This is a genomic window from Tundrisphaera macrotermitis (genome assembly GCF_051175315.1).
In the GTDB taxonomy this organism is placed as follows: domain Bacteria; phylum Planctomycetota; class Planctomycetia; order Isosphaerales; family Isosphaeraceae; genus Tundrisphaera.
In genome coordinates this window covers 6,339,171-6,361,804 of record NZ_CP195100.1, presented here as the reverse complement: position 1 = coordinate 6,361,804, position 22,634 = coordinate 6,339,171, and the positions used below count along the sequence as shown (strand labels likewise).

Annotated in this window: 18 protein-coding genes; 3 read left to right on the top strand and 15 right to left on the bottom strand. The window is 67.2% G+C overall.

The features are described from left to right. Positions 1 to 32 precede the first annotated feature (32 nt). On the top strand, positions 33 to 977 hold the full coding sequence (locus TA3x_RS25645; RefSeq protein WP_435017515.1) for a DUF1570 domain-containing protein: 945 nt from the start codon (positions 33 to 35) through the stop codon (positions 975 to 977). Between the two features lie 905 nt (positions 978 to 1,882). Here TA3x_RS25645 and TA3x_RS25640 read toward each other — a convergent pair. The 10 genes from TA3x_RS25640 to TA3x_RS25595 all read right to left on the bottom strand — a co-directional run bounded on the left by TA3x_RS25640 (position 1,883) and on the right by TA3x_RS25595 (position 13,291). Continuing rightward, positions 1,883 to 2,413 (bottom strand): hypothetical protein, encoded by a 531-nt coding sequence (locus TA3x_RS25640; protein ID WP_435017514.1) that lies wholly within the window; start codon positions 2,411 to 2,413, stop codon positions 1,883 to 1,885. Positions 2,414 to 2,563: 150 nt separating this feature from the next. Continuing rightward, positions 2,564 to 2,932, bottom strand: coding sequence for a 4a-hydroxytetrahydrobiopterin dehydratase (locus TA3x_RS25635; protein ID WP_435017513.1), 369 nt, complete (start codon positions 2,930 to 2,932; stop codon positions 2,564 to 2,566). A gap of 21 nt (positions 2,933 to 2,953) precedes the next feature. After that, positions 2,954 to 3,757 (bottom strand): 3-methyl-2-oxobutanoate hydroxymethyltransferase, encoded by an 804-nt coding sequence (gene panB / locus TA3x_RS25630; protein ID WP_435017512.1) that lies wholly within the window; start codon positions 3,755 to 3,757, stop codon positions 2,954 to 2,956. Between the two features lie 21 nt (positions 3,758 to 3,778). Further along, the gene (locus TA3x_RS25625) at positions 3,779 to 5,353 is read right to left on the bottom strand and encodes an ArnT family glycosyltransferase (protein WP_435017511.1); all 1,575 of its coding nucleotides are present in this window, start codon (positions 5,351 to 5,353) and stop codon (positions 3,779 to 3,781) included. Positions 5,354 to 5,662: 309 nt separating this feature from the next. Next, positions 5,663 to 6,430 (bottom strand): lysophospholipid acyltransferase family protein, encoded by a 768-nt coding sequence (locus TA3x_RS25620; protein ID WP_435017509.1) that lies wholly within the window; start codon positions 6,428 to 6,430, stop codon positions 5,663 to 5,665. 120 nt (positions 6,431 to 6,550) lie between these two features. Then, a complete protein-coding gene (clpB, locus tag TA3x_RS25615; protein ID WP_435017508.1) occupies positions 6,551 to 9,193 on the bottom strand; it encodes an ATP-dependent chaperone ClpB in 2,643 nt (880 codons plus the stop codon). Between the two features lie 99 nt (positions 9,194 to 9,292). Beyond that, on the bottom strand, positions 9,293 to 9,679 hold the full coding sequence (locus TA3x_RS25610; RefSeq protein ID WP_435017507.1) for a hypothetical protein: 387 nt from the start codon (positions 9,677 to 9,679) through the stop codon (positions 9,293 to 9,295). A 33-nt stretch (positions 9,680 to 9,712) separates the two neighbouring features. Next, positions 9,713 to 10,120, bottom strand: coding sequence for a hypothetical protein (locus tag TA3x_RS25605; protein WP_435017506.1), 408 nt, complete (start codon positions 10,118 to 10,120; stop codon positions 9,713 to 9,715). Between the two features lie 144 nt (positions 10,121 to 10,264). After that, on the bottom strand, positions 10,265 to 12,166 hold the full coding sequence (gene dnaK / locus TA3x_RS25600; RefSeq protein WP_435017505.1) for a molecular chaperone DnaK: 1,902 nt from the start codon (positions 12,164 to 12,166) through the stop codon (positions 10,265 to 10,267). Positions 12,167 to 12,631: 465 nt separating this feature from the next. Then, entirely contained in the window at positions 12,632 to 13,291 is a 660-nt protein-coding gene (locus TA3x_RS25595; RefSeq protein WP_435017504.1) for a hypothetical protein, read from the bottom strand. A 280-nt stretch (positions 13,292 to 13,571) separates the two neighbouring features. Between TA3x_RS25595 and pheA the strand changes: the two genes are divergently transcribed. Together pheA and TA3x_RS25585 are read left to right on the top strand one after the other, a co-directional pair. Beyond that, on the top strand, positions 13,572 to 14,696 hold the full coding sequence (gene pheA / locus TA3x_RS25590; RefSeq protein ID WP_435017503.1) for a prephenate dehydratase: 1,125 nt from the start codon (positions 13,572 to 13,574) through the stop codon (positions 14,694 to 14,696). Between the two features lie 79 nt (positions 14,697 to 14,775). Next, positions 14,776 to 14,985: a hypothetical protein gene (locus TA3x_RS25585; RefSeq protein ID WP_435017502.1), complete on the top strand. Its 210-nt coding sequence runs from the start codon at positions 14,776 to 14,778 to the stop codon at positions 14,983 to 14,985. A gap of 81 nt (positions 14,986 to 15,066) precedes the next feature. Here the strand turns inward: TA3x_RS25585 and TA3x_RS25580 are convergent, their stop codons facing one another. The 5 genes from TA3x_RS25580 to TA3x_RS25560 form a co-directional block, all read right to left on the bottom strand. Continuing rightward, positions 15,067 to 19,212 (bottom strand): hypothetical protein, encoded by a 4,146-nt coding sequence (locus tag TA3x_RS25580; RefSeq protein WP_435017501.1) that lies wholly within the window; start codon positions 19,210 to 19,212, stop codon positions 15,067 to 15,069. 966 nt (positions 19,213 to 20,178) lie between these two features. Beyond that, complete coding sequence (locus TA3x_RS25575) at positions 20,179 to 20,490, bottom strand: hypothetical protein (RefSeq protein ID WP_435017500.1); 312 nt, start codon at positions 20,488 to 20,490, stop codon at positions 20,179 to 20,181. A gap of 646 nt (positions 20,491 to 21,136) precedes the next feature. After that, the gene (locus tag TA3x_RS25570; protein WP_435017499.1) at positions 21,137 to 21,403 is read right to left on the bottom strand and encodes a hypothetical protein; all 267 of its coding nucleotides are present in this window, start codon (positions 21,401 to 21,403) and stop codon (positions 21,137 to 21,139) included. A gap of 7 nt (positions 21,404 to 21,410) precedes the next feature. Continuing rightward, positions 21,411 to 21,758, bottom strand: coding sequence for a hypothetical protein (locus TA3x_RS25565; RefSeq protein ID WP_435017498.1), 348 nt, complete (start codon positions 21,756 to 21,758; stop codon positions 21,411 to 21,413). A gap of 284 nt (positions 21,759 to 22,042) precedes the next feature. After that, positions 22,043 to 22,519: a hypothetical protein gene (locus TA3x_RS25560; protein WP_435017497.1), complete on the bottom strand. Its 477-nt coding sequence runs from the start codon at positions 22,517 to 22,519 to the stop codon at positions 22,043 to 22,045. Positions 22,520 to 22,634: the final 115 nt, after the last annotated feature.

Here is a 22,634-nt window from a genome sequence, read left to right as displayed (position 1 = left end):
CCCGATGGTCCGCCGAGTCGAGGCCGCCAACCATGCGGAAACGCCGCTCACTTCCCCGGCTCGCCGGGTACCTGTTCCTCCTGGCCTTCTTGCCCGGCTGTGCCACCATGGGCGACCGGGGCAAGCCGCTGGTGCCGACCGAGTTCCAGACCCGGACCGGCCCCTTCGCCGTGTTCACCGGGACCCAGCTCGCGGCCGACGCTCCGGTCGTGCGGCAGCTCCAGTCTTTGGAGACCGAGGTCCGCGAGACGTTGGGCCTCCGGGTCGACCCGGCCACCGAGCCGATCGAGGTCTACATCCTCGAAGACCGGCAGAGCTTCCAGCACTTCCTCTCGTTCCACTACCCCGACCTGCCGCACCGCCGGGCCTTCTTCCTGGCCAACGGCCCGCGCCGGGTGGTCTACACCTGCTTCGGCGACCGCCTGATCGAGGACATCCGCCACGAGGGGACCCACGCCCTGCTGCACGCCGCCGTGGGCGACATCCCGCTCTGGCTCGACGAGGGGCTGGCCGAGTATTTCGAGGGACCCGCCGACCGCAAGGGCCTGAACCCCGAGCATGTCGGCCGCCTGCCCGCCGACCTCGCCGCCGGCTGGGCCCCCGACCTCGCCCGCCTGGAAACCCAGCGGAGCGTCCGCCAGATGACCCCGCGCGACTATCGCGAGTCCTGGGCCTGGGTCCACTTCCTGCTCAACGACGAACGGCCCCGCAAGGCGGCCCTCCTCGCCTACCTGGCCGACCTGCGAAGTTCACCCGACTGCCCCCCGCTCACCAAGCGCCTGGAAGGCCCGTCCGACGCCGACATGCTCGCCCACCTCGCCGAGGCCCAGAAGGCCCCGATCGCCGCGGCCCCGCCGGCATCCGACGCCCCGCGCGACCCGACCGTCCGGCTCCAGAGTGCCTCGATCGAATCCGCCCCCCCGCCGCTCCCGACCAAGCGCCGCGGCTTCTTCTCCCGCCTGTTCGGCGGCGAGTGACCCACGGATGCCGGCTCCGTCGCACGGTTTCGACTCAGGACGGATTGTCTTCCTCATCATCCGGATCTTGCCAGTCCCCGCCCTCGATCCATCGATCGCGTTCGGCCTGGAGCAGCGGTAGTATCTCTCGGCAGCCAATGACCATTTCCGAGACTTTCCGTACGACTTCGGGTGGCCTCTCGCCTTGATATGCACTGAGCAAGTCAAGCAGCCAGATGTTCTCTGTAGAAAATACGAATAACCATAAAAAAGATCACATAAACGAACCTATGCTGCCGCCGGTGATGGTCGCCGCAACCAGAACAAAAATGATAAGAGCGAGACACAAATAGAATACCGCTGAGCTCGGGATCAGGAGGATCACGGCGACCAGTTTGAGTGCCCACGAAGCAGTGGGGTACCTTCTTTTAAGGTAGATGCCCAATCCGTAAGAAACTGCTGAGGCAAAGGGAAGAATGACACAAAGCACCAAAGAAACCGGAGACTCCCTATCCGACGTGTACGTTGGGTCTGAAAATGGGATTAGGAGAAATCCGAGAAACATAAACAAAGCCGGCATGACTAACAAGACTATGATTGCCATTCGACGCCAAATCATGAGTTCGCCCCTGATCAGTGCTTGAACTATAGCCCAGCCTCCTGACCGCTACCAACTCTCGCGTCGGGTGGCTGTGGTTGGCTTGCCAACCACAGGGCCGGCGAAGTTCATCGAAGGATCGGCCATCTATCGGGTCGACGCCATATCCTGTCCCCTGCGTAGCGGTTCCGGATGATTGGTCCTGTGGTTGGCTTGCCAACCACAGCCACCCGACGGAGGAGCAGGATTCATCGGGATTGAGCCCGCACAGGTGTCGGGCCTCAGGGCGGGCGGAACGGAGCAATAACCGAACGGCGCCTTTCAATAATCAATATGAATCTGCGAGTGGATTTCTCTCCAGTTGTCTCCAAAGTGAGGTGCTAGGGCTGAATCCAAATTTTGCACATTGTGATCCAAAACGCATTTGCCGAGATCGAAAAAAAAATTGGGATCCCCATTGTTTTGAACCCGAATATTTGTCCTTGGCTTGAAGCGCCAGGCTGTCTGCGATCTCTGGAAAGCGTTCGCAGATCATCGCGATCGCATCCAAGCTGATATCACGGAACTCATCAATTATAAGAGAATATAGATTTCTCAGTGGGTCGTCCTGCGCGGAAGTGATGAATCCCTCAGCATCAGGGGGGCCAGCGTCGCTGACCGCGATGACATTGCATCCATTCCACGAACCAGCCAGGGGAGTGATCTCGCCGACGGAACGTGAAGCGTCGCAAGTCAACATCGAGACTGCCACAGCGGCATGACCATTGATGTAATCCCTTGGTTGCATTTGCCTTCCAAAAGCATATGCGTCCAGAAACTCGCGCCTGTCCATGTTTGCGATAATTACTGATGTGCTCATTTGCTCATGTCCTCGGACTTCGGTAAGTTTGGTGGTGGTTCATCAAAGGAAAATGGATGGGAGCTCTGATTTCGCAAGTCAAGGCCAAGACAGGATTTTCGGAGCATTACCACCTACCATTTTGCCCTCGATGGACCACTATCACCCCTTTCACTTCTTGGCTTTAACCTGGATCGGGATGGCGTCGATCTTGGCGGCGAGGATGAAGTCGTTCTCCGAGAGGCCGCCGATGGCGTGGGTCGAGATTTCGATGGCCACTTCGCGGTAGCCGGTCAGGTGCAGGTCGGGATGGTGGCCCTCGGCCTCGGCGAGTTTGGCGACCTCGTCGAAGAAGGTGATCCCGGCCATGAAATTCTTTACCGTCCAGAGGCGGCGGATCGCCTTGCCGCCGTCGGCCTTGCTCCAGCCGGGGAGGTTGGCGAGCAGGGCGTCGACCTCGGCCTCGGAGAGCGGGGGGACGCCGCCCTCGCAGGGGACGCACTTCTTCCGGGTCAGTTCCGCGACGGTGGGCGTGCTCATGGCGAGGTCTCGCATCGAGGTTCAGCGGAAGGATTCGGAATCGTCCGGGAAGCGGCCCGAGGCGACGTCGGCGACGTAAGAAGCCGCCGCCTGGCGGATCGTTTCGCCGAGATCGACGTAGCGGCGGACGAACTTGGGGCGGAAGCCCTCGTACATGCCGAGCAGGTCGGGCGTGACCAGCACCTGCCCGTCGCACCGGAGGCCGGCGCCGATGCCGATGGTGGGGATCGGCAACTCGGCGGTGACCTTGGCGGCGACCTCGGCGGGGATGCACTCCAGGACGACCGCGAAGGCGCCGGCGTCGGCCACGGCATGGGCGTCGGCGAGGATCTGGTCCTCGTCACGCTGGACCTTGAACCCGCCCAGCCGTCGGACCGATTGCGGGGTCAGCCCGACGTGGGCCATGACCGGGATGTCGGCGTCGACCAGGGCCTGGATCGTGGGGGCGATCTTGCGGCCCCCCTCGATCTTCACCGCCTGGCACTGCGTCTCCTTGAGGAATCGCCCGGCCGACACGATGGCCTGCTCGCGCGACGCCTGGTAGCTGCCGAACGGGAGGTCGGCCACCACCAGCGCGCGGGTCGCGGCGCGGGCCACCATCTCGGCGTGGTAGACCATCTGGTCGAGGGTGACGCCCAGCGTGGTCGTCCGGCCCTGGACGACCATCCCCAGGGTGTCCCCGACCAGCAGGCAGTCGACCCCGGCGGCGTCGAGCAGGCGGGCCATGGTGTAGTCGTAGGCCGTCAGCACGCTGATCTTCCGCCCCTCCGCCTTCCAGGCGGCGAAGTCGGGCAGGGTCACGTTGGTCTTGGGCTTGGGCGGCATCTTCGGCATATCCTCGGGCGATCAGCGTATCTCGGCGACGAAGGCGTCGGGTCGATCCAGGATCAGGCGGGTTCCGGGCTTCTCGCGGATCGCCGCCCGCCAGGCCCGACGCCGCCCGTCAGTCCCGGCCGGCCCGACATCGGCGACCCACCTGGGTCGGTAGAATCCATGGACGAAGTCCGGGATCGATTGGCCGACTTCGGGCACCTTGTCCCAATCCTGGCTCTGATAAAAGGACGTCAATGCGAGGGGATTGGCGGGGTCGACGAGCATCCCGCCCCACTCTCCGGCCGCCCGCCGGGACGCTTCGGGCTCGAACTCCAGGCGGAACCCTCGACGGTCGGCGAAGTACAGGACGGCCTCGGCTGCGATCGGCATCTCATCGACGGTCGCGTGATCGGTCAGGGCCCGGACGACTTCGGGCAATGAGGCCCACTCGGGCGGCGTCCGCCAGGTCCCGACGGATTGGGCGACGCAGTTCCCCAGGAACGCCGTGCCCATAAGGGCGGGAAAAACGAAGCCAAACCGGCCGAGGGCCACCAGGCCCCGCCCCACGCCGACCGCCGCGACCGGCGCCACGACCATCCAATAATAACCATGGTGCCACTTCGCGGCCAAAACCAGCAAGGCCACCCCGCAGCCGATCCCCCACGCCTTCCACAACGGGTCGACCTTGCCGCCCGCGATCCAGCCCCAGCACGCCAGCCCGAAGCCGGCCGGGCCGAATGAACTCCATACCAACGCCCGGCCCACGCTCGTCCAGGTGGCCAGGCGGAGCCACGCCGCCGGCCCGACCGAACGGATCCAGATCGCCGCGTTGTCGGACGAGGCCAGCGACCCCGCCCCGGGACGCTGGACCTCGCCCCACTGGAGGAGATACCAGGCGAATGCCGGCATCAGCATCAGGCCGGCAGCGGCGACCCGCGACGCCATCGGCCATCGGCCGACGATCACCACGAAGGGCAACAGGGCCCAAGCCACGATGAATTTGAGCCCCAACGCCAGCGCGAGGAAAAACAGACCCATCGGACCGAACGCCCGTTCCCCGAACGAGTTCCAGTCGTCCCAGCAGCGAAGCCCGCCCAGCATCGCCCCCAACATCAGGGCGTCGGGCTGGAAGGCGCGGCCATAGCGGATCATGACCGGGAAGATCGCGAACGAAGCGACCGCCAGGAGGGCGACCCTCGTCCCTTCCCGCCGCCGGGCGAGGCCGAACAGGCCCCAGGCGGCCAGGGCGGTGGCCGCCGCCGAGATCAGCCGGCCGGTCGGTTCCAGGGGGATGCCGGTCAGGAGGTGGGTGGTCGCGACGATCTGGGCGTAGATCGGCGGCTCGACCAGGAACAGGTTCGGGAACGGCCCGGTGTCGAGTTCGGGCCGGAAGAAGCCCGACCCGCGCACCAGGTTGCGGGCGACCATCGCCGTGGGGATCTGGCGGCCGACGTAGTTCTCGACGATCGGTTGCCCGGGGTAGAGGGCCCGGATCGCGAACGTGGCGACCAGCAGGAGCGCGAGGACGATCCGCCCCGACCGCGCGGGGGCGGACGGACCCGGTTCGGTCTGAGGTGATCCCGCGTCGTCGACCACGATCGAGCCCATCTCGGCCACGGACCCCGCGAAGCGCGAGGCTCCGCCTTCTACTATCGTGGGATGGGCCGCGTGTTAGCACACAATTTGCCCCGCCCGCGCGGATCGTAGCCCGAACCGGAATCGGCGGTCAAGCCAGGGCGTCAGGGTGGCCAGGCGAAGCCGTTCTTCGATGCGGGGACCGACCTGGGTGGTAGGGGTCTTGCGGCGCAACCGCAACCCCGGGAACGACGACGCCCGGGATCACGACGCCGATGGTATGTGCGACCCCCGAGCCGGGGTTGCGGCCGCGACGCAAGACCCCTGCCACCCGGCCGGAGGTCAAGTCGGGGCGCCGGGGGTGGGGCCGCGGAACCGGTCGCGGAACGTGGCGTAGCGTTCGCTGATCGATCGCTTGCCCTCGAAGAGGCTGGTGAACCGGGCCGGGTCCTGGGTCAGTCCGTCGGCCCTGAGGGCGTCCAGCTCGTCGGTCAGGCGCCGCTCCCAGGTCGGCAGGAGGTCGGGGAGGTCGGGCCGGTCGACCCAGGTCGGCTCGCCGAAGCGGACCAGGGCCTCGGGGCGTTCGTCCTGCCAGAATTCGAGCCGGAAGGCGACAGGGACGACGCGGGTCCGCCCGGCCCGGCGGAGCAGGGCCCGGATGCCGGGCTGGAAGGCCAGGGGGCGGACGTCGTTGGATTCGATCTTCCCCTGCGGGAAGACCCAGACCCCGGCGCGGGGGCCGTGGAGCAGGTCCGACGCGTACTGGAGCGACGCCCGGACCGACGCCGGGCTGGTCCGGTCCACGGAGAACGCCCCGATCCGGCGGAAGAAGCCGAACCGGGCCAGGTTGAAGTGCTCCATCATCCCGTAGCCGTCGACCGGGATGGACTCGTTCAGGACGTGGACCAGGAACAGGTCCCACCAGCTCGAATGGTTGGCCAGGAAGAGCGTGCCGCCCGGCCCATCTCCGATCGCGGCGCGGACCCGATCGAGCCCCTGGACGCGGACCTGCCGCAAACCCTTCCGGGTCCGGCCGACGATCAGGCGATGCACGGCCCAGCGGGGCCAACCGCTCTTGTGTGCCCGGATCAGGGGGGGAGGGGGGGGCATTCGGGCATCTCTCGGGGTCGAATCGTCGCGCCAGGAAAACGGGGATCGGCACCGAGATGGCGACTCGGTGCCGATCCCCGGGGTGTGTCGCGACGCGGGCGAGGCCGCTGCGGCGGGCGATCAGGTGGCGGCCGTGGCCGGGGCGTTGAAGGTGAACTCCGAGCCGTCCCAGTCGATGGCGACTTCCTGGCCCGTGGCGATCTTGCCCTGCAGCAGGGCCGTCGCCAGGGGGTTGGCCAGCCTCTGCTGGATGATCCGCTTGAGGGGCCGGGCGCCATAGGCGGGGTCGAACCCCTCCTCGGCGAGCTGCTGCTTGGCGGCGTCGGAGACCCGGATCGTCAGCCCGGCCTCGCTCAGCTGCCCTTCGAGGCGGCGGAGCTGGATGCCGACGATCTTGGTCAGCTGCTTCATCCCCAGCGGGTGGAAGATGATCGTCTCGTCGATCCGGTTGAGGAACTCGGGCAGGAACTCGGCCTTGAGCACGTCCATGACCTTGCTGCGCATCCGCTCGGGGTCGCCCGACTCGGCCATGGCCGCGATCTGGTGGCTGCCCAGGTTGGAGGTCATGATGATGACCGTGTTGCGGAAGTCCACGGTGCGGCCCTGGCCGTCGGTCAGGCGGCCGTCGTCGAGGACCTGGAGCAGGACGTTGAACACGTCGCGGTGGGCCTTCTCGATCTCATCCAGGAGGACGACCGAGTACGGCCGGCGGCGGACCGCCTCGGTGAGCCGGCCCCCTTCCTCGTAGCCGACGTAGCCGGGGGGCGCCCCGATCAGGCGGGCGACGTTGTGGCGCTCGCCGAACTCGCTCATGTCCAGCCGGATCATGGCCGCTTCGCTGTCGAACAGGAACTCGGCCAGGGCCTTGGCCAGTTCGGTCTTGCCCACGCCGGTCGGGCCCAGGAAGAGGAACGAGCCGATCGGCCGGTTCGGGTCCTGGAGCCCCGCGCGGCTGCGGCGGACGGCATCGGCGACCGCCTTCACGGCGTCGTCCTGCTCGATCACGCGGAGGTGGATCTGGTCCTCCAGCTTCAGGAGCTTGTCGCGCTCGGTGGTCAGCATCCGCGAGACCGGGATGCCGGTCCACTGGCTGACGACCTCGGCGATCTCCTCGGGGTCGACTTCCTTCTTGAGCAGCCGCGAGCCATCCTTGGTGGTGGTGTCCCCCAGGGCCTCGACCTGCGCGATCTGCGCTTCGAGGCGGCGGCGTTCGGCGTCGTGCTTGGCGAGGGCCTGGTATTCGTCCTCGCGGGGCGGCTCGCCGCGCACCTGCTTCTGCTGGATGCTGGCCATCTGGTGGGCGAACGCCGCCTTGGCCGCCTCCAACTCCTCGCGGAGCGTCGAGACGTTGCGCTGGCCGAGCTTCTCCACCTCCCACTGGGCGCGGAGGTCCTGCAAATCCTTCTCGATGCCGTCGATCTCGGTCTCGACCTCGGCGAGCCGATCGATGGCGTGCTCCTCGTCCTCGCCGCGGAGCATCCGCTGGGCGAGCTGGAGCTGGAGCAGCCGGCGCTGGAGGACGTCGATCTCGGTGGGGACGGATTGCAGCTCCATCGCCAGCCGGCTGGACGCCTCATCGACCAGGTCGATCGCCTTGTCGGGCAGGAAGCGGTCGGTGATGTAGCGCGACGCCAGCTTGGCCGCGGCGACCAGGGCCGAGTCGCGGATCTTGACCTTGTGGTGGACCTCGTACCGCTCCTTCAGGCCGCGGAGGATCGCCACGGTGTCTTCCACCGAGGGCTCGCCGACGTGGACCGGCTGGAACCGCCGTTCGAGGGCGGGGTCCTTCTCGATGTTCTCGCGGTACTCGTCGAGCGTGGTCGCCCCGATGCACCGCAGCTCACCGCGGGCCAGGGCCGGCTTGAGCAGGTTGGCGGCGTCCATGGCGCCGTCGGCCTTGCCCGCGCCGATGATCAGGTGCAGCTCGTCGATGAACAGGACGATCCGCCCCTCGGACTTGGTGACTTCCTGGAGGACGGCCTTGAGCCGTTCCTCGAACTCGCCGCGGAACTTGGTCCCGGCGACCAGGGCCCCCATGTCCAGTGCGATCAGCTTGCGGTCGCGGAGGGTTTCCGGCACGTCGCCCGAGACGATCCGCTGCGCCAGCCCCTCGACGATGGCCGTCTTGCCGACGCCCGGCTCGCCGATCAGGACCGGGTTGTTCTTGGTCCGGCGGGACAGGACCTGGACCACGCGGCGGATCTCGGAGTCGCGGCCGATCACCGGGTCCATCTTGCTCGCGCGGGCCAGCTCGACCAGGTCCCGGCCGTACTTCTCCAGGGCCTGGTACTTCGATTCGGCGTTGGGGTCATCCACGGTCTGACTCCCACGGATGTTCTTGAGTGCCTTGAGGACGTCCGCCTCGTTGACCCCGAGCGCCTGGATCAACCCTTGCGCCTTGCTCGGGACCTTCAGGAGCCCCAGCAACAGATGCTCGACCGAGACATACTGGTCCTTCATCCGGTCGGCCTCGGCCTGCGCCTGGTCGAGGACCTTCTGCGTATCCGAGCCCAGCGACAGGTCGCCGCCCCCGGTGACGGTCGACAGGGCATTGAGCCCCTCCTCGGCCGCCTTGAGGAGCCGGTTCGGCTCGACGCCCAGCTGGGCCAGCACGGAGCGGAACACGCTCTGGTCCGCGTCGAGCAGGGCCGCCAGCAGGTGCATCGGCTCGAGGCGGTGGTGGCTGCGATCGCGGGCCAGACCCTGGGCCCGCTGCAAAGCTTCTTGACTCTTCAGGGTCAGACGATCGGGCCGAAATGCCATGGGAACCGATGACCTCCAGGATCGTCGAACGGGGCTGAGCACTCGCTTGCCCCGACGGGAAATCTCACGGAGTGATTACGCAGGTTGGTGCCCAAAAGTTCATTGGCCACCTCGCCGCGGCTTCGGTTGCAGGTCCGCCTCGTCGTCGATCAGCGCCGGATCGGGGGTGCTGGTCCAGGGGTGGGCGTAGCATGCGGCGACGGCATCGGCCCAGGCTTCGATGGGATCGCCGGGCTGGGTCGGATCAAACCATCCTGCACCTGGCGTGCCGAGACCCTTGCGGACCACCAGGGCGGCGAGGTCGGGCAGGCCGGAGCGGCGGCATCGGGCGGATAAGGGGGTGAGCAGCTGGCGATGGACGGCCCGGGCGGTGAGCGGCGGCCCGGCCCGCCCGGCCAGCTCGGAATAGGGCAACGTCCGGCGCATCCGGGCCGCTTCGATCAGGATCGGCCACGCCCGCCGGACCAGTTCGTTGTACGGTGTCATCGCCGATGGGGCCTGGTGGAGCCGCCGGGCCGATCAGAAGAACGGTTCCTCGGGCCAGTCGGCGTAATCTCGGGCGTTCTGGAACTCCTTGAACCAGAAGGCCACGTCGCCGACGGTGGCGATATCCTGGGCGACGTACGGCTCCCACCATCCATCGACGGGGCGGAGCAGGTTGCCGAAATCGCCGCGGGGCTTGGGCTTCTGGATGATCAGGGCGCTCAGGTCGGGCATCGCCTTCTCCAGGCAGAGGGCCTGGAGCGGCTTGAGCAGCTTGGTGGCGATGGTCCGGGGCGTTTCCTTGATCCCGACTTCCTTGCAGCGAACGCAGAGGTCGTCATAGGAGATCCACACGACGGGCCGGCGGTCCTTGGAGGCCTGGGACAGGTCGCGGGCCAAGCGTACCAAGATCGGGTAGACCGCCCTCGCGTTCTCAAGCGACATCGTTCAAGATCCTTGGAGGGGGGACTGGGCTCGTCGGCAGGCGTCCGGAATCGGGAGGCGCCGCCCCGAGGCTCGCGAAGGTGGATAGGAGAGGGGGCGGGGCCGATTCCTGGCCCCGCCCCCGGCGGTCATCGCACTGACGGATCACTTCTTGTCGTCGAACTCGACGTCGATGACGTCGTCGGGCTTGGCACCGGCGCCGGCCCCGGCGGGCTGGGCCCCGGCGCCTTCGGCGGCGGACGTCGCGGCGTAGATGTGCTCGGCCATCGCCTGGCTGGCGCGGCCCAGGTTCTCCACGGCGGTGTTGATGGCGGCGACGTCGTCCCCCTTCTTGGCCTCGTTGACGGCGTCGATCGCCGCCTTGACGGCCGACTTATCGCCCTCGGACAGCTTGTCCTTGTGCTCTTCCATGGTCTTTTCGAGCTGGTAGACGCGCTGCTCGGCGGCGTTGCGGGCCTCGGCCAGGTCGCGCTTCTTCTTGTCCTCGGCGGCGTGCGCCTCGGCGTCGCGCTGCATCCGCTCGATCTCTTCCTTGGACAGGCCGGAGCCGCCCTTGATCTGGATCGTCTGCTCCTTGCCGGTCCCCTTGTCCTTGGCCGAGACGTTGAGGATGCCGTTGGCGTCGATGTTGAAGGTCACCTCGATCTGCGGGGTCCCCATCCGGGCGGGCGGGATGCCCTGCAGGTCGAACTTGTCGAGGAACCGGTTGTCGGCGGCCATCGGCCGTTCGCCCTGATAGACGACGATGGTGACGGCCGACTGGTTGTCCTCGGCGGTGGTGAAGGTTTCCTTCTTCTCGGTGGGGATCGTCGTGTTGCGCTCGACGAGCTTGGTGAACACGCCCCCCTTGGTCTCCAGGCCCAGCGACAGCGGCGTGACGTCGAGCAGGAGCAGGTCCTTGACGTCGCCGGTGAGGACGGCCCCCTGGATCGCCGCGCCGATGGCCACGACCTCGTCGGGGTTCACGCCGCGGTGCGGCTCCTTGCCGAAGATCGACTTGACGATCTCCTGGACCCGGGGCATGCGGGTCGAACCGCCGACCATGACGACCTCGTCGATGTCGGACGGCTTGAGCTTGGCGTCTTCCAGGGCCTTGAGGACCGGGCCGCGGCAGCGCTCGAACAGGTTGTCGGTCAGCTTCTCGAACTGGGCCCGGGTGATGACCTGGGCCAGGTGCTTGGCGCCGGTGGCGTCGGCCGTGATGAACGGCAGGTTGATGTCGGCCTGGGCCTGGAACGACAGGTCCTTCTTGGCCTTCTCGGCGGCATCCTTGAGCCGCTGGAGGGCCATCTGGTCCTTGAGCAGGTCGACGCCCTGTTCCTTCTTGAACTCGGCGGCGATGTGGTGGATCAGGGCCTCGTCCCAGTCGTCGCCGCCCAGGTGGGTGTCGCCGTTGGTGGAGAGGACCTCGAACACGCCGTCGGCCACGTCCAGGATCGAGATGTCGAACGTGCCGCCGCCGAGGTCGAAGACGGCGATCTTCTCGTTCTTCTTCTTGTCGAGCCCGTAGGCCAGCGCGCCGGCGGTCGGCTCGTTGATGATCCGCGCCACTTCCAGCCCGGCGATCTGGCCGGCGTCCTTGGTCGCCTGGCGCTGGCTGTCGTTGAAGTAGGCCGGGACGGTGATGACCGCCTTGCGGACCTTGTGACCGAGGTGGCTCTCGGCGGCCTCCTTGAGCTTGCGGAGGATCAGCGCCGAGATCTCGGGGGGGGTGTATTCCTTGCCCGAAGCCTTGACCTTGACGTAGTCGCCCCCGCCGCCGACCACCTCGTAGGGGACCATCTTCTCTTCGGACCGGACCTCATCGTGGCGGCGGCCCATGAACCGCTTGATCGAGTAGACCGTCCCGCTGGGGTTGGTCACGGCCTGACGCTTGGCCGGGTCGCCGACCAGGGTCTCGCCCTTGCTGTTGAACGCGACGATCGACGGGGTGGTGCGGCTTCCTTCCTGGTTGGCAATGACCGTAACGTCGCCGCCCTCCATCACCGCGACGACGCTGTTGGTCGTCCCCAGGTCGATCCCGATGATTTTCTCCCCTTCAGCCACGTCCGGTCTCCTTTCGAAGGATCTCTACGATGGGACGAATCGCGGGCGGTGCATGTGGGGCCCGCTCTCAGGACCCTTCGCTGGCGCGACCGCGTCGTTCGGCCCTTTCTCGAATCGGAAACGATGGAACGCAACGGCTATGCCGACCCGCACGCGATCGCCGCCGCCGCTATGCAACCATCGATCCTGTCGAGGTTAACGGCTGAAGAATCGCGGACAGGAGGCCCGAACGAGGCGATTTCAGGGTGCCGATATGGCAGGCATAAAAATGCCGGTTTGGCCGATCGATCCTGGCGGAGGCGCGGGCGAATCGGGTTGACCCGGCCGCCCCCCGACCTCAAGGTCATCCGAGTCTAACCTATTGGTGTTGCCGAGAAAACCGTCAGGGTATCGGGATCTCTCGCGGACCTCGGGATCCGGCCAGAACGGGGGGCGGGCACGGAGCCGGGGGAGGGGGGATCGGCCTCAGGCCGAGGCGGGCTTCCAGACCGTCTTGACCGGCCGCACCACGAGCCTGCGGATGGCCCAGCCGAGCACGAGCACCAGCAGCGCGACCCCGATGGCGATCGAGCCGGTGGTCCCGATCGTTTCGGCGATGCCGATGAAGATCCGCTGCAGGCCGCGACGCCGGCCGGCGGCCTCGATCTCCTCGCCGGCGGCGATCCGGGAGGCGGAGTTGTGGAGGATGCCCCAGAACACCCCGGCGACCGCGCCCAGGATGATCGGCGGGAGAACCGCCTCGCCCGCCCCGATCTCGGTCGGCGTGGGCTGGAAATCACGCCCCGTCCTGGATCGGATCACCTCCCAGATCAGGTCGGCCCGGTCGTCCTCGGGCGAGAAGTTCAGGTCCTTGCTCCCGGGCCCTTCGGCCCCCAGGGACAGGGTGCCGTTGCCCGGCGACAGCTCGGCCTGGACGATATTCTGGGCGTCCATCTCGCTGACCACCTTGCCGCCGGCCTCCGCCGGGGGCTGGCCGGCGGCCAGGGCTTCGAGGAACTTGTTGACGTTCTTCCTGATCGAGAACTTACTGCCGGTCACCTTCAACTGATAGATCTGGGTGCCCCGGAGGGTCAGGAAGTAGGCGGATTTCTCGCCGATCTTCTGCGACCAAAGTTGCGTTTCCATGCTCGACCCTAGAATGATGATGGGGATGGTCCGCGAGATGGCGCCCCGCCGCCCCCGCGTCGGGGCGGAGCATGATGGCAGAACCCGATGATCCTTTCAAGGGTCATCATGTGTGCGGGTTTTCCCGGGGAGGTCCGGGTCGACGCCGTGGATCGGATGCGCCGGGGCGACATCGCTGGCCCCGTACGCCGCGTCATGCTACCCTTCCCAGGATCGATGAGACCCTGACACTCGCCGGGAACCCGTCCCGATTCGGATCGGTTTCGGAAGGACAACGCTCATGCCCGACTCCACGCCGGAAGTCGCGGTGGCCTCGACCACGCTCGCCAGCCTGAGGGAAGAGATCGACGCCATCGACCGCGACCTGGTCGAGCTGCTCAACCGCCGCTCCGAGGTGGCCGTCCGGATCGGCCAGCTGAAGCAGAGCGAGGGGATGGACATCCTCTCGTCGGCGCGCGAGGCGGCCGTGCTGACCCGGGCCGTCGAGGCCAGCCGGGGGCCGCTGCCGCACGCGACCCTACGCCTGATCTTCCGCGAGCTGATGAGCAGCTCGCGGGCGCTCCAGGGCAAGATCCGCGTCGCCTTCCTGGGGCCGAAGTTCAGCTACAGCCACCTGGCCGCGGTGGCCAAGTTCGGCGAGGCGGTCGAGCACGTCCCGGTCGGCTCGATCGCCGCCGTGTTCGAGGAGGTGAACCGCCGCCACGTCCAGTTCGGCATCGTCCCGCTGGAGAATTCGACCGACGGCCGGATCGCCGACACCCTGGACATGTTCGTCCGGCTGCCCGGCCTGAAGATCCGCGCCGAGGTCCGGCTCCGGGTCCGCCACTGCCTGGTGGGCACGGGGGAATGGAGCCAGGTGCGCAAGGTCTATTCCAAGGCCCAGGCGATCTCCCAGTGCCGCAACTGGCTGGGGAAGAACCTGCCGGACGCCCAGATGATCGACGCGGTCTCGTCGGCCGATGCCGCCCGGATCGCCCGCGACGAGCCGTTCTCGGCCGCGATCGCCAGCCGGCCCGCCGCCCAGGCGCACGGCCTCGAAGTCCTGGTCGAGAACATCGAGGACCAGTCCAACAACACCACCCGGTTCGCCGTGATCGCCGAGCGGGGCGAGCAGAAGTCGGGCAACGACAAGACGACCCTGATCCTGCGGCTCTCCAACCAGGTCGGTTCGCTGGCCGAGGCGATCTACCCGTTCAAGGAACATGGGGTCAACATGTCCTGGATCGAGTCGTTCCCCTCGCCGTCCCAGCCCGACGATCGCGGCCCGTCCTACCTGTTCTTCGCCGACGTGGACGGCCACTTCGAGGATGAACCGGTCAAGAAGGCGCTGGAGCAGGTGCGTCGCCGCTGCGACCGCCTCGAAATCCTCGGCTCGTACCCGCGAGGCGACGGGATCGAGAGCTGACCTCGACGGCCGCACCGCCGATCGGACCCTCTTTCTCGCGCCCTCGGGCCGGCCCGGCGGGGCGGCAGGAGTCGACACCATGAGCACCGACCCCATCCGGCGGATCATCCGCTACCTCGACCCGCTGGAGGCCAGCACCACCATCGAGGCGGACGGCGATCGCCTGGATGTGACCATCCAGAGCGACCAGTTCACCCTCAGGACGAACCTCGACATCGAGACCGCCGAGCGCATCCGCGACGCCCTGGCCGAGGTGATCGCCGCGATCAGGGACGGGCGCGAGGACTGACCGGGGCGAGTCCGGGCCGGGGCGGTCGCGGATCGTCCCGCGTCCCTCCGGCCCTCCGATCCGATCGCGGGATGACGGGCCTCAGTTGCGCCAGCCCTGGGCGAGCACCGCGTCCACGGCCCGGGCGGAGAGCCGCCCCTGTTCGGCCCGCGCGCCCGCGAGCGGGCCGGGTGAGAAGTGCATGGAGGCGAGCCTCCGAGAGGCCCTGGCCTGGCGGGCCGTGCGGACGGGTCCGTTGGTGGCGTAGTTCCTCCCCCTCAGGCTCTTGCGGTCGAAGGTCAGGATCTGGTCGAAGCCTTCCTCGCCGATCCGGTTCGCTCCCAGGAGCACGCCCGAGGTGTCGGTGACGCCTTCGGGGGTCGTGCCATTGACCGCCACCTGGTACGTGGCCCGAAGGCGGAGGCGACGCGCCGGATGCAGCGTGACCGTCCTCGTGGCCTCGTCGTAGAACGCCGACGAGATCGCGATCCGCTCCACCACGCGGCCCCTGGCGTTGAGCCGGACCAGCGTGTAGTTGCTGATCGACTGGGCGGGGTCCGGGGCGAGCGCCACGTTGAACGCGAGGACCAACGCCGTGGGCTGGTCGTGGTAGCCGAAGCGCGCGTTGTCGATGACGAGCGGCGACGTTGGCGCCGGGATCAGGACTTCGAGGTTGGCAACGTTGTTGAGCGGGTTGGGATCGAACTGATCGGAGGTCACCGTGGCGATGTTGGTGATCCTGGTCGAGACGTCGGCGCGGGCGACGATCTGGAGGGAGACCGACTCGCCGGGGCCGAGCAGGCCGATCAGCCAGATGCCGGTCGTGGGGTCGTAGCTCCTACCTCGCTGCTCGCGGTCCTGGACGTAGATCAGCGAGGGGGGGAGAAGGTCCGTGACGATCACGCCGCTGGCCTGGACGGGGCCGTTGTTGGTGACCGTCACCGTGAAGATGACCGAGCCGGGGCCGAGCGGCGTGATCGGTGTGGCGGTCTTGGTCACCGCCAGGTCGGCCGCCTGCGTCGTCACGGCGACGCTGTCGGTGTTGTTGCTGAGATTGCTGTCGAACTGGTCGGAGGTCGCGATCGTCGCGGTGTTGATCCCGGCCGCGCCGGTGACGACGGCGGCGAATTCGATGACGGCGGCATCGGAGGTATTGACCGTCCCGATCGTCCAGATGCCGGTCGCGGGGTCGTAGAACCCGCGATTCGCGGTCGCCGAGACGAAGGTGAAGCCGGCGGGGAGCAGGTCCGTGAGCGAGACGTTGGTGGCGTTGTCGGGGCCGATGTTCCGGACGGAGACGATGAACCGGATCGTCTGGCCGAGCGTGGGCGTGGTGTCGCTGGCGGTCTTCCTCACGGCGAGGTCGGCCACCAGCGGGATGACCGTCGCGGAGTCCGTGCGGTCTCCGGGGGTGGGGTCGGGCTGGTCGGAGGTCAGCACGGTCGCCGTGTTCGTCTGCGCCGTCGCGCTGATCACCCTCGCGGAGATCCGCAGCGTGGGGGCCCCGAGGCGGGGGACCGCCCCGACGATCCAGACGCCGGTCCCCGGGTCATAAGTCCCCTGGCTGGGGACCGAGGAGACGTACTGGAGGCCCGAGGGGAGGAGGTCGCCGAGGGTCACGCCGGTGGCGGCGTTGGGGCCGCTGTTGAACAGCGTGACGGTGAAGGTGACCGTGTCCCCGACGTTCGGCCTGGGAACGTCGACCGACTTGATCACCCCGAGGTCGGCCGTGAAGGGGTCGGTCGACGTGGTCGAAGTGTTGTTCGACAGGTCCGGGTCGAACTGGTCGGAGGTGTTGATGCTGGCGGTGTTCGTCTGGGGCGTGTCGTCGATGGCCGTCGCGACGATCGTGAGGGTCACGGGGGAGCCGGCCACGGTGAGGGTGCCGATCGTCCACAGGCCGGTGGCCTCATCGTAGACCCCCTGCGTGGTCGAGGCGGAGACGAATTCGAGCGTCGGGGGGAGGACGTCGAGGACCGTAACGCCGGTGGCGGTATCGGGCCCGGCGTTGTAAACGTTGATGGTGAAGACCACCACGGCGCCAAGACGGGGCCTCGCCAGGTCGACCGACTTGAGGACGACCAGGTCGGCCTGCTGGGGCGTCTCGGTCTCGCTCGCGGTGTTGTTGCCCGGGTTGGGGTCGAACTGGTCGGACGTGGTGACGGTCGCCGTGTTCGTCAGCGTCGCGGGGGTGGTGACCAGCGCCACGAGGACGAGGGTGGCGGCTGCCCCGTTCCCGATCGAGCCGACCGTCCAGAGGCCGGTGGCCGGGTTGTAGCTCCCCTGGCTGGGGGTCGAGCCCTGGAGGGTGAGCCCCGCGGGAAGGAGGTCGGTGAGGGTGACCCCGGTGGCCGCGCTGGGCCCGAGGTTCGACAGGGTGACGGTGAAGGTGACCGTCCCGCCGACGTTGGGATTGCGGTTGTCGACCGTCTTGAGGACGGCCAGGTCGGCCTGCTGCGGCCCGACGACCACCTCGAAGGAGTTGTTCTCCGGCACGGGGTCGAACAGGTCCGAGGAGGAGACCGCCGCGAAGTTGGTCACCGGATCCGGCCGATCCACGCGGGCGACGATGGTCAGCGTCAGGGCCTCGCCGGTCCCGACGGTGCCGATCGTCCACAGGCCGGTGGCCGGGTTGTAGGTCCCGCGCGAGGGGGTCGCGGAGATGAACGTGAGCCCCGCGGGGAGGAGGTCGGAGACCGAGACGTTGGTGGTGACGTCGGGCCCGAGGTTCGAGAGCGTGACGCCGAACGTGATCTGGTCGCCCACGTTCGGGGACGCCGAGCTGACCGTCTTGGTGACGGCGAGGTCGGCCTTCGGGATGACGACCGGCGTGGCCACCGGGTTGCTGATCCCGGCCAGGATGAAGCCGCTGGTCTCCGCGGAGAAGACGATGTTGGATTGGTTGGTCACGGTGCGATCGAACGAGGTGGGATCGACACGCACCAGGAAGGAGATGGTGCTCGAGGCGGCGATCGGGAGACGCCCGCCGGCCGTCGTGGTGGCCCCCGCACCGAGGCGGTAGACGACGCGGTCGAGGATCGGATCATACTCGGCCTCGTCGTCGCCGGCGGCGTCGGTCTTCGGCACTCCGTCGATGGAGAGCGAACCCGGGACGTAAATCGTGCCGTCGGGGATGGTGTCCGTCAGGACGACGTTGACCGCGTTGTCGCCCGACGTGCCCGAGTTGTTGGTCGCCGTTGCGGTGTATCGGAGTTGATCGCCCGGCCGGACTACCGGCCCGGGGCCCAGGGGGGTGACCGACTTCACCACGTCGACCACCGGCGAATATAACTCGATCGCCGTGGTGACCACGGAGGGGTAATAGCCGCTGCTGGTCGTGTAAAGGGTGATGTCGGTCCCCGTGGCGCCGTTGGACAGGTATCCGTCGGCGTTGACGATCTTGGCGTCGAAGCCCATCTGATTGACGTAGTTGGGATTCTTGGCGGTGGCCAGGACGCCGAGGGTCGAGATCTTCGAATTGAAGAAATTATTGGCCGGGTTCAGGGAGTCGCTGAGCAAATCGCCCGCGAAGCTCATCCGGTCGCCCGTCAGGCCGAGGTCCCCCTCATAGGCGATGACCCCGACGTCCGCGTCCACCTCGCCCGTCGGCGGCGTCACGAATCCATCGATGGAGATGGTGACCGGGGTTGGGGAGTTCGCCTGCACCAGCGCGGCGCCGTCGAAGATGGTCAGGTTGCGGGGGATCTCGTTGGGCGCTCGATAGGCGACCACCAGTGACCAACCGGCGTATTGATTGATCCCCGTATTCGCCTGCACGTTGGCCACGGTGTATGCGCCATTGCCCGCCGCACTGACGATCGAGGTGACGTCGGCGAACTCGCTGTAGTTGCTCAGCATGGGGATGCCGCCCGGATCGACGACGACGCCGATCAGCGACCCGGTGATCGGCTGGTATCCGTCCGCGCCGGGGGCCCGGAGGAGGACGTTCCCCCGATTCGGGCTGGTGGAATTCGCCCCCCAGTACAGGCCCGCGAACAGGACACTCGCCCCGGAAGGGAGCCCGAGCGTGGCCGAGCTGGAATTGAAGGTGGTCAGGGTGTTGTCGATATCGACATAAACCATGTCGTAATTGTTGTTGTCCAGCTCCGTCCCCCGGCCGATTCCCGCCCGGATCTGATCCGCATTCGGGACGGAGTTGGGGAGCGTCATGAGGGTGTTGGCGACGATGGCGATGTTGCCCGTGTCGTTGACCTGGAACCTCGGCGTGAACGGTGTCACCACGGCCATCAGGTCCCTCGCCTCCAGCCGTTCCGCCTGGGGCCTGGCCCTGCGGCGAAGGATGGCAGCCCGGTGCTCCGCGACGGATGCCGACAGTCCCTTCGGAGAGTATCGCAGCATGGCAGTGCGCCTTTGTGCCGGGAGAATTCCGGCCATCGTGGTGGAGGACGAGCAGACGCAAGCCATTACGCCCGCCGGCGTTCGCGTCGACGAGGTGGCCGTGGAAAGGCGGCCGACCCGCCTCGTTCGTCGGGCATCGGCCCGCATTCAACCTGGACTGGGCGAATGAAACAAGCGAATATTCAGATTTAAATTCGCTTGAGTTCAGCAAGGCCAGGCTAATAGATCCGCCTATTCTGGTACCAGCATTAAATATGGGTAGTTTGGGTTTCTCTGTGAAAATTTAAGGATTGAGGGTAAGTTGGAGGATTCTGGAGTTCAATCCATGCCGTGGCCTGGATCTAGGGGGCGTCACTCGGGAGGCCCGAGCCGGGGAATGAACCACTGCGGGGAAACAGGGTCCAAGCCGCATCCCTCCCCGATATGCACTCCCCAAGTTGAGGCCCCGGAAAGAGAAAGGGAATGCTGCAATGCCCTTCTGGCGGTCCCGTGTCGGGCCCCGCAGGCCGAGAATCCGCACCGTTGACCCCGGTGATGAGCCGGAGCGAGACGCTGACGGGAGCGTCAATTCGATGGACACAGGGATGATGACTCGTGGAATCGCCGACTGTCGAGGGCGCCGCCCCCCTGTTTGGAAGGCATAAGAATTCTCACGAGATCGACTCGAAACCCTGCGAACCAGTTACGCCGCCAAACTTATCTCGCCATCCTTCCAGTTTTCGTCGGCCCAGATCCCCCATCCGTCCACCTGTGTTAAGGTGGGCGCTTCTGAATCGGGAGCAGTCCCAGCGAATGGCCCGATCGGTGCCGATGACCCGGTCGTCTCGGGCGGGCGAACGCGCGCCGGCGAATCACTCATCCAGGAATGGGGATGGCGATATGAACTTCCTGCCCTCCCGCGGGTACCACCGCCGTATTCGTCGCTTCCCATGAGTGGCCCTGGTCGAGCCGTTGGAGCGGCGGCACGCCCCCGCCCCCTTCACGGTGCTGACCATCGCCGATAATGGGCAGCGACGTCAGCCCGATCTCCAATTCCCTCCGTGCCGCCATGGTCGGCGTCAACGCCTCGGCGGACGCCGCCGACAGCATCGCTTTCAGCATCCCCGGGGCCGGGGTCCAGACGATGGCGCTGGCCGCCGGTTTGCCCGAGCTGACCAGGCAGGTCACCCTCAACGCCTGGACCCAGGGCGGGGCCGGCTATGCGGGCACGCCGCTGATCGATCTGGACGGGGGAGGGACGATGACCAGCACTGCCGTGACGCTCCTGAACGTCTCCAACAGCCTCGTCCGCGGCCTGATCATCGGCGGGTTCACGTTGGGCAACGGCATCCTGGTCGCTGGCGGGTCGAGCAATATCCTCAAGGTAACTACCTCGGGACGAATGCCGCCGGCACCGCGGCCATCCCCAACGAGGGGAGTGGCATCACGCTGGACACATCAGCCACGGGGCCACCACCATCCGGGCCTGATGGGACGGGCCCCGGGACGGATCCATCGCCGGCCCTGGAGTGCGGGTCGCGGTCTGCGGAGGAGGCGCCAGCCCTGCCGTCATTCGCGTGAAATGCGGGCATCCCGGGGGATGATGCCTGAGTCCGGCCGGCATGGCAATGGAGCCCGGGTTTCCCTGATATGATATCAGGCGGCGCCGATGTGCTTCGAAGGTTCTCGAACAGTTCGACCGCCGATCGCGGTCGCCCGATCGAGCCCGGCAGGCCCGATCATTCGAACCGGGGGCACAGATCCCCCGCCGCCCCCGAGTCCGCGGGCCTGCACCGCCGGCTCTTCGCTCTCACGATCGCGGCCAGAATGAACATCAACGAGATTCGGAGCGGCTGCCCGAGGCCTCGGCCGTGATGGGCCTTCGCCCGGATCGCGGCATTTCCCTCGGGGGGTAGAAGGGCACGAACGATGGGGCGCTCTCGTAGGCATCCACGAACGAGGCGAACAGTCGGGGGCCGACCTCGGGCCCGTACCGGGCGATCAGCCCCTCCTCGACCGGGATGTGGAGCCGGTAAGGGTCCTCGTCGGGCTGCGTCATGCCGGCGAGCATGTCGGCCACGCCCTGGATCTCGGCCGTCATCGATTCGTCACAACGCTCGGATCTTTCGGTATTGTGGTAGAAAACCATGATCGATATGCATCGCGCCACGGCCTCCAGGTATTGGCGTTGATCCATCGGCGCTCGCCTCCGCTTTCTGATCCAGGTATGTCGGCGGTCCGTCCCCGGCCAGCAGCCATCTCGGGCAGACCCCGGTCAGGGCGAGGACCCTGAGGATGGCATGGCCGGGGATCGTCACCCCGGCCTCGTAGTTGGCCCAGGTCCCGGGCGGGAGGCCGAGCGTATCGGCGAATTCCGCCTCGCCGTCCTCTCCATAGAGGGCGACCCTCACGAGACGCAGCCTTCTCGCGATCCGCATGCTCGATTCCGCGGGCATCGGCCAGCCTCCTGGTGTAGGATTCGCATCTGGCATCAGGCTGCGGCCTCGTGCGGGCCTCGCGGACGGCCGGGGCCTGGGGCATCGCGGGCCGCTTCGAATCTCGCCCGGGGTCGGGCCCTCTCGGCGGGCGAAAGCCGCCGATCGGACCGACTTGAAGATCAGTTTAAATACACATCCTTTCAGAAATCATCGGGGAGATCGGCGATTTTGCGTCGGGGGAAACCCGCGTCGTCGATTCGCCCGCCTCGATCGGCCGGGGCGTCGCTCCGCTCGGGGCTGGGTCATCCGGCCGACCCGCCCTCGTAGCGCGGGCCGGCCCCGCTCAGGAGCCACGCGGGCCGGGCGGACGTGATCGCGATGAATTCGAGGAGGATCGGGCCCGGGATGGTGACCCAGGATTCGTAGCCCGACCAGGTTTCCTGGTCGACTCCCAGGTAGGCGGCCAGGACCAGGGTGCCATCCGGCCCGAAGCACTCCTCCCGGACGAGCTTGATCCTGGCCGAGAGGACGGCCGACCGGATGCGGTCCCGGGCGGACTCGCGGCCTTGGACCGCCCCGCCCACGGGGATGATCCGGGTCCGTCCCCCGCTGCAGCGGGCGATGCGGATGGCCCCCGACGCGGCCTCGGTTCGGATGAACTCGCGGGCGATCGGGTCGTCCGGATCGACCAGGATGGAATCCTCCGCCGAGAATTCCCCTGCGGTTCCGCCCGCCCCCACGATTTCGCGGGGGGAGGACTTCTCCTCGGATGATGGCATGTCGTCGATCCCCGCCGCGGGCCGGCCGGGCTCGCCCGATGACGAGCCGTTGTCAGTCGGCGTGCTGCAGCCTGGGAATTTTCGCCGATCGGGTCGCGCCACGAAGTCGGGGAGC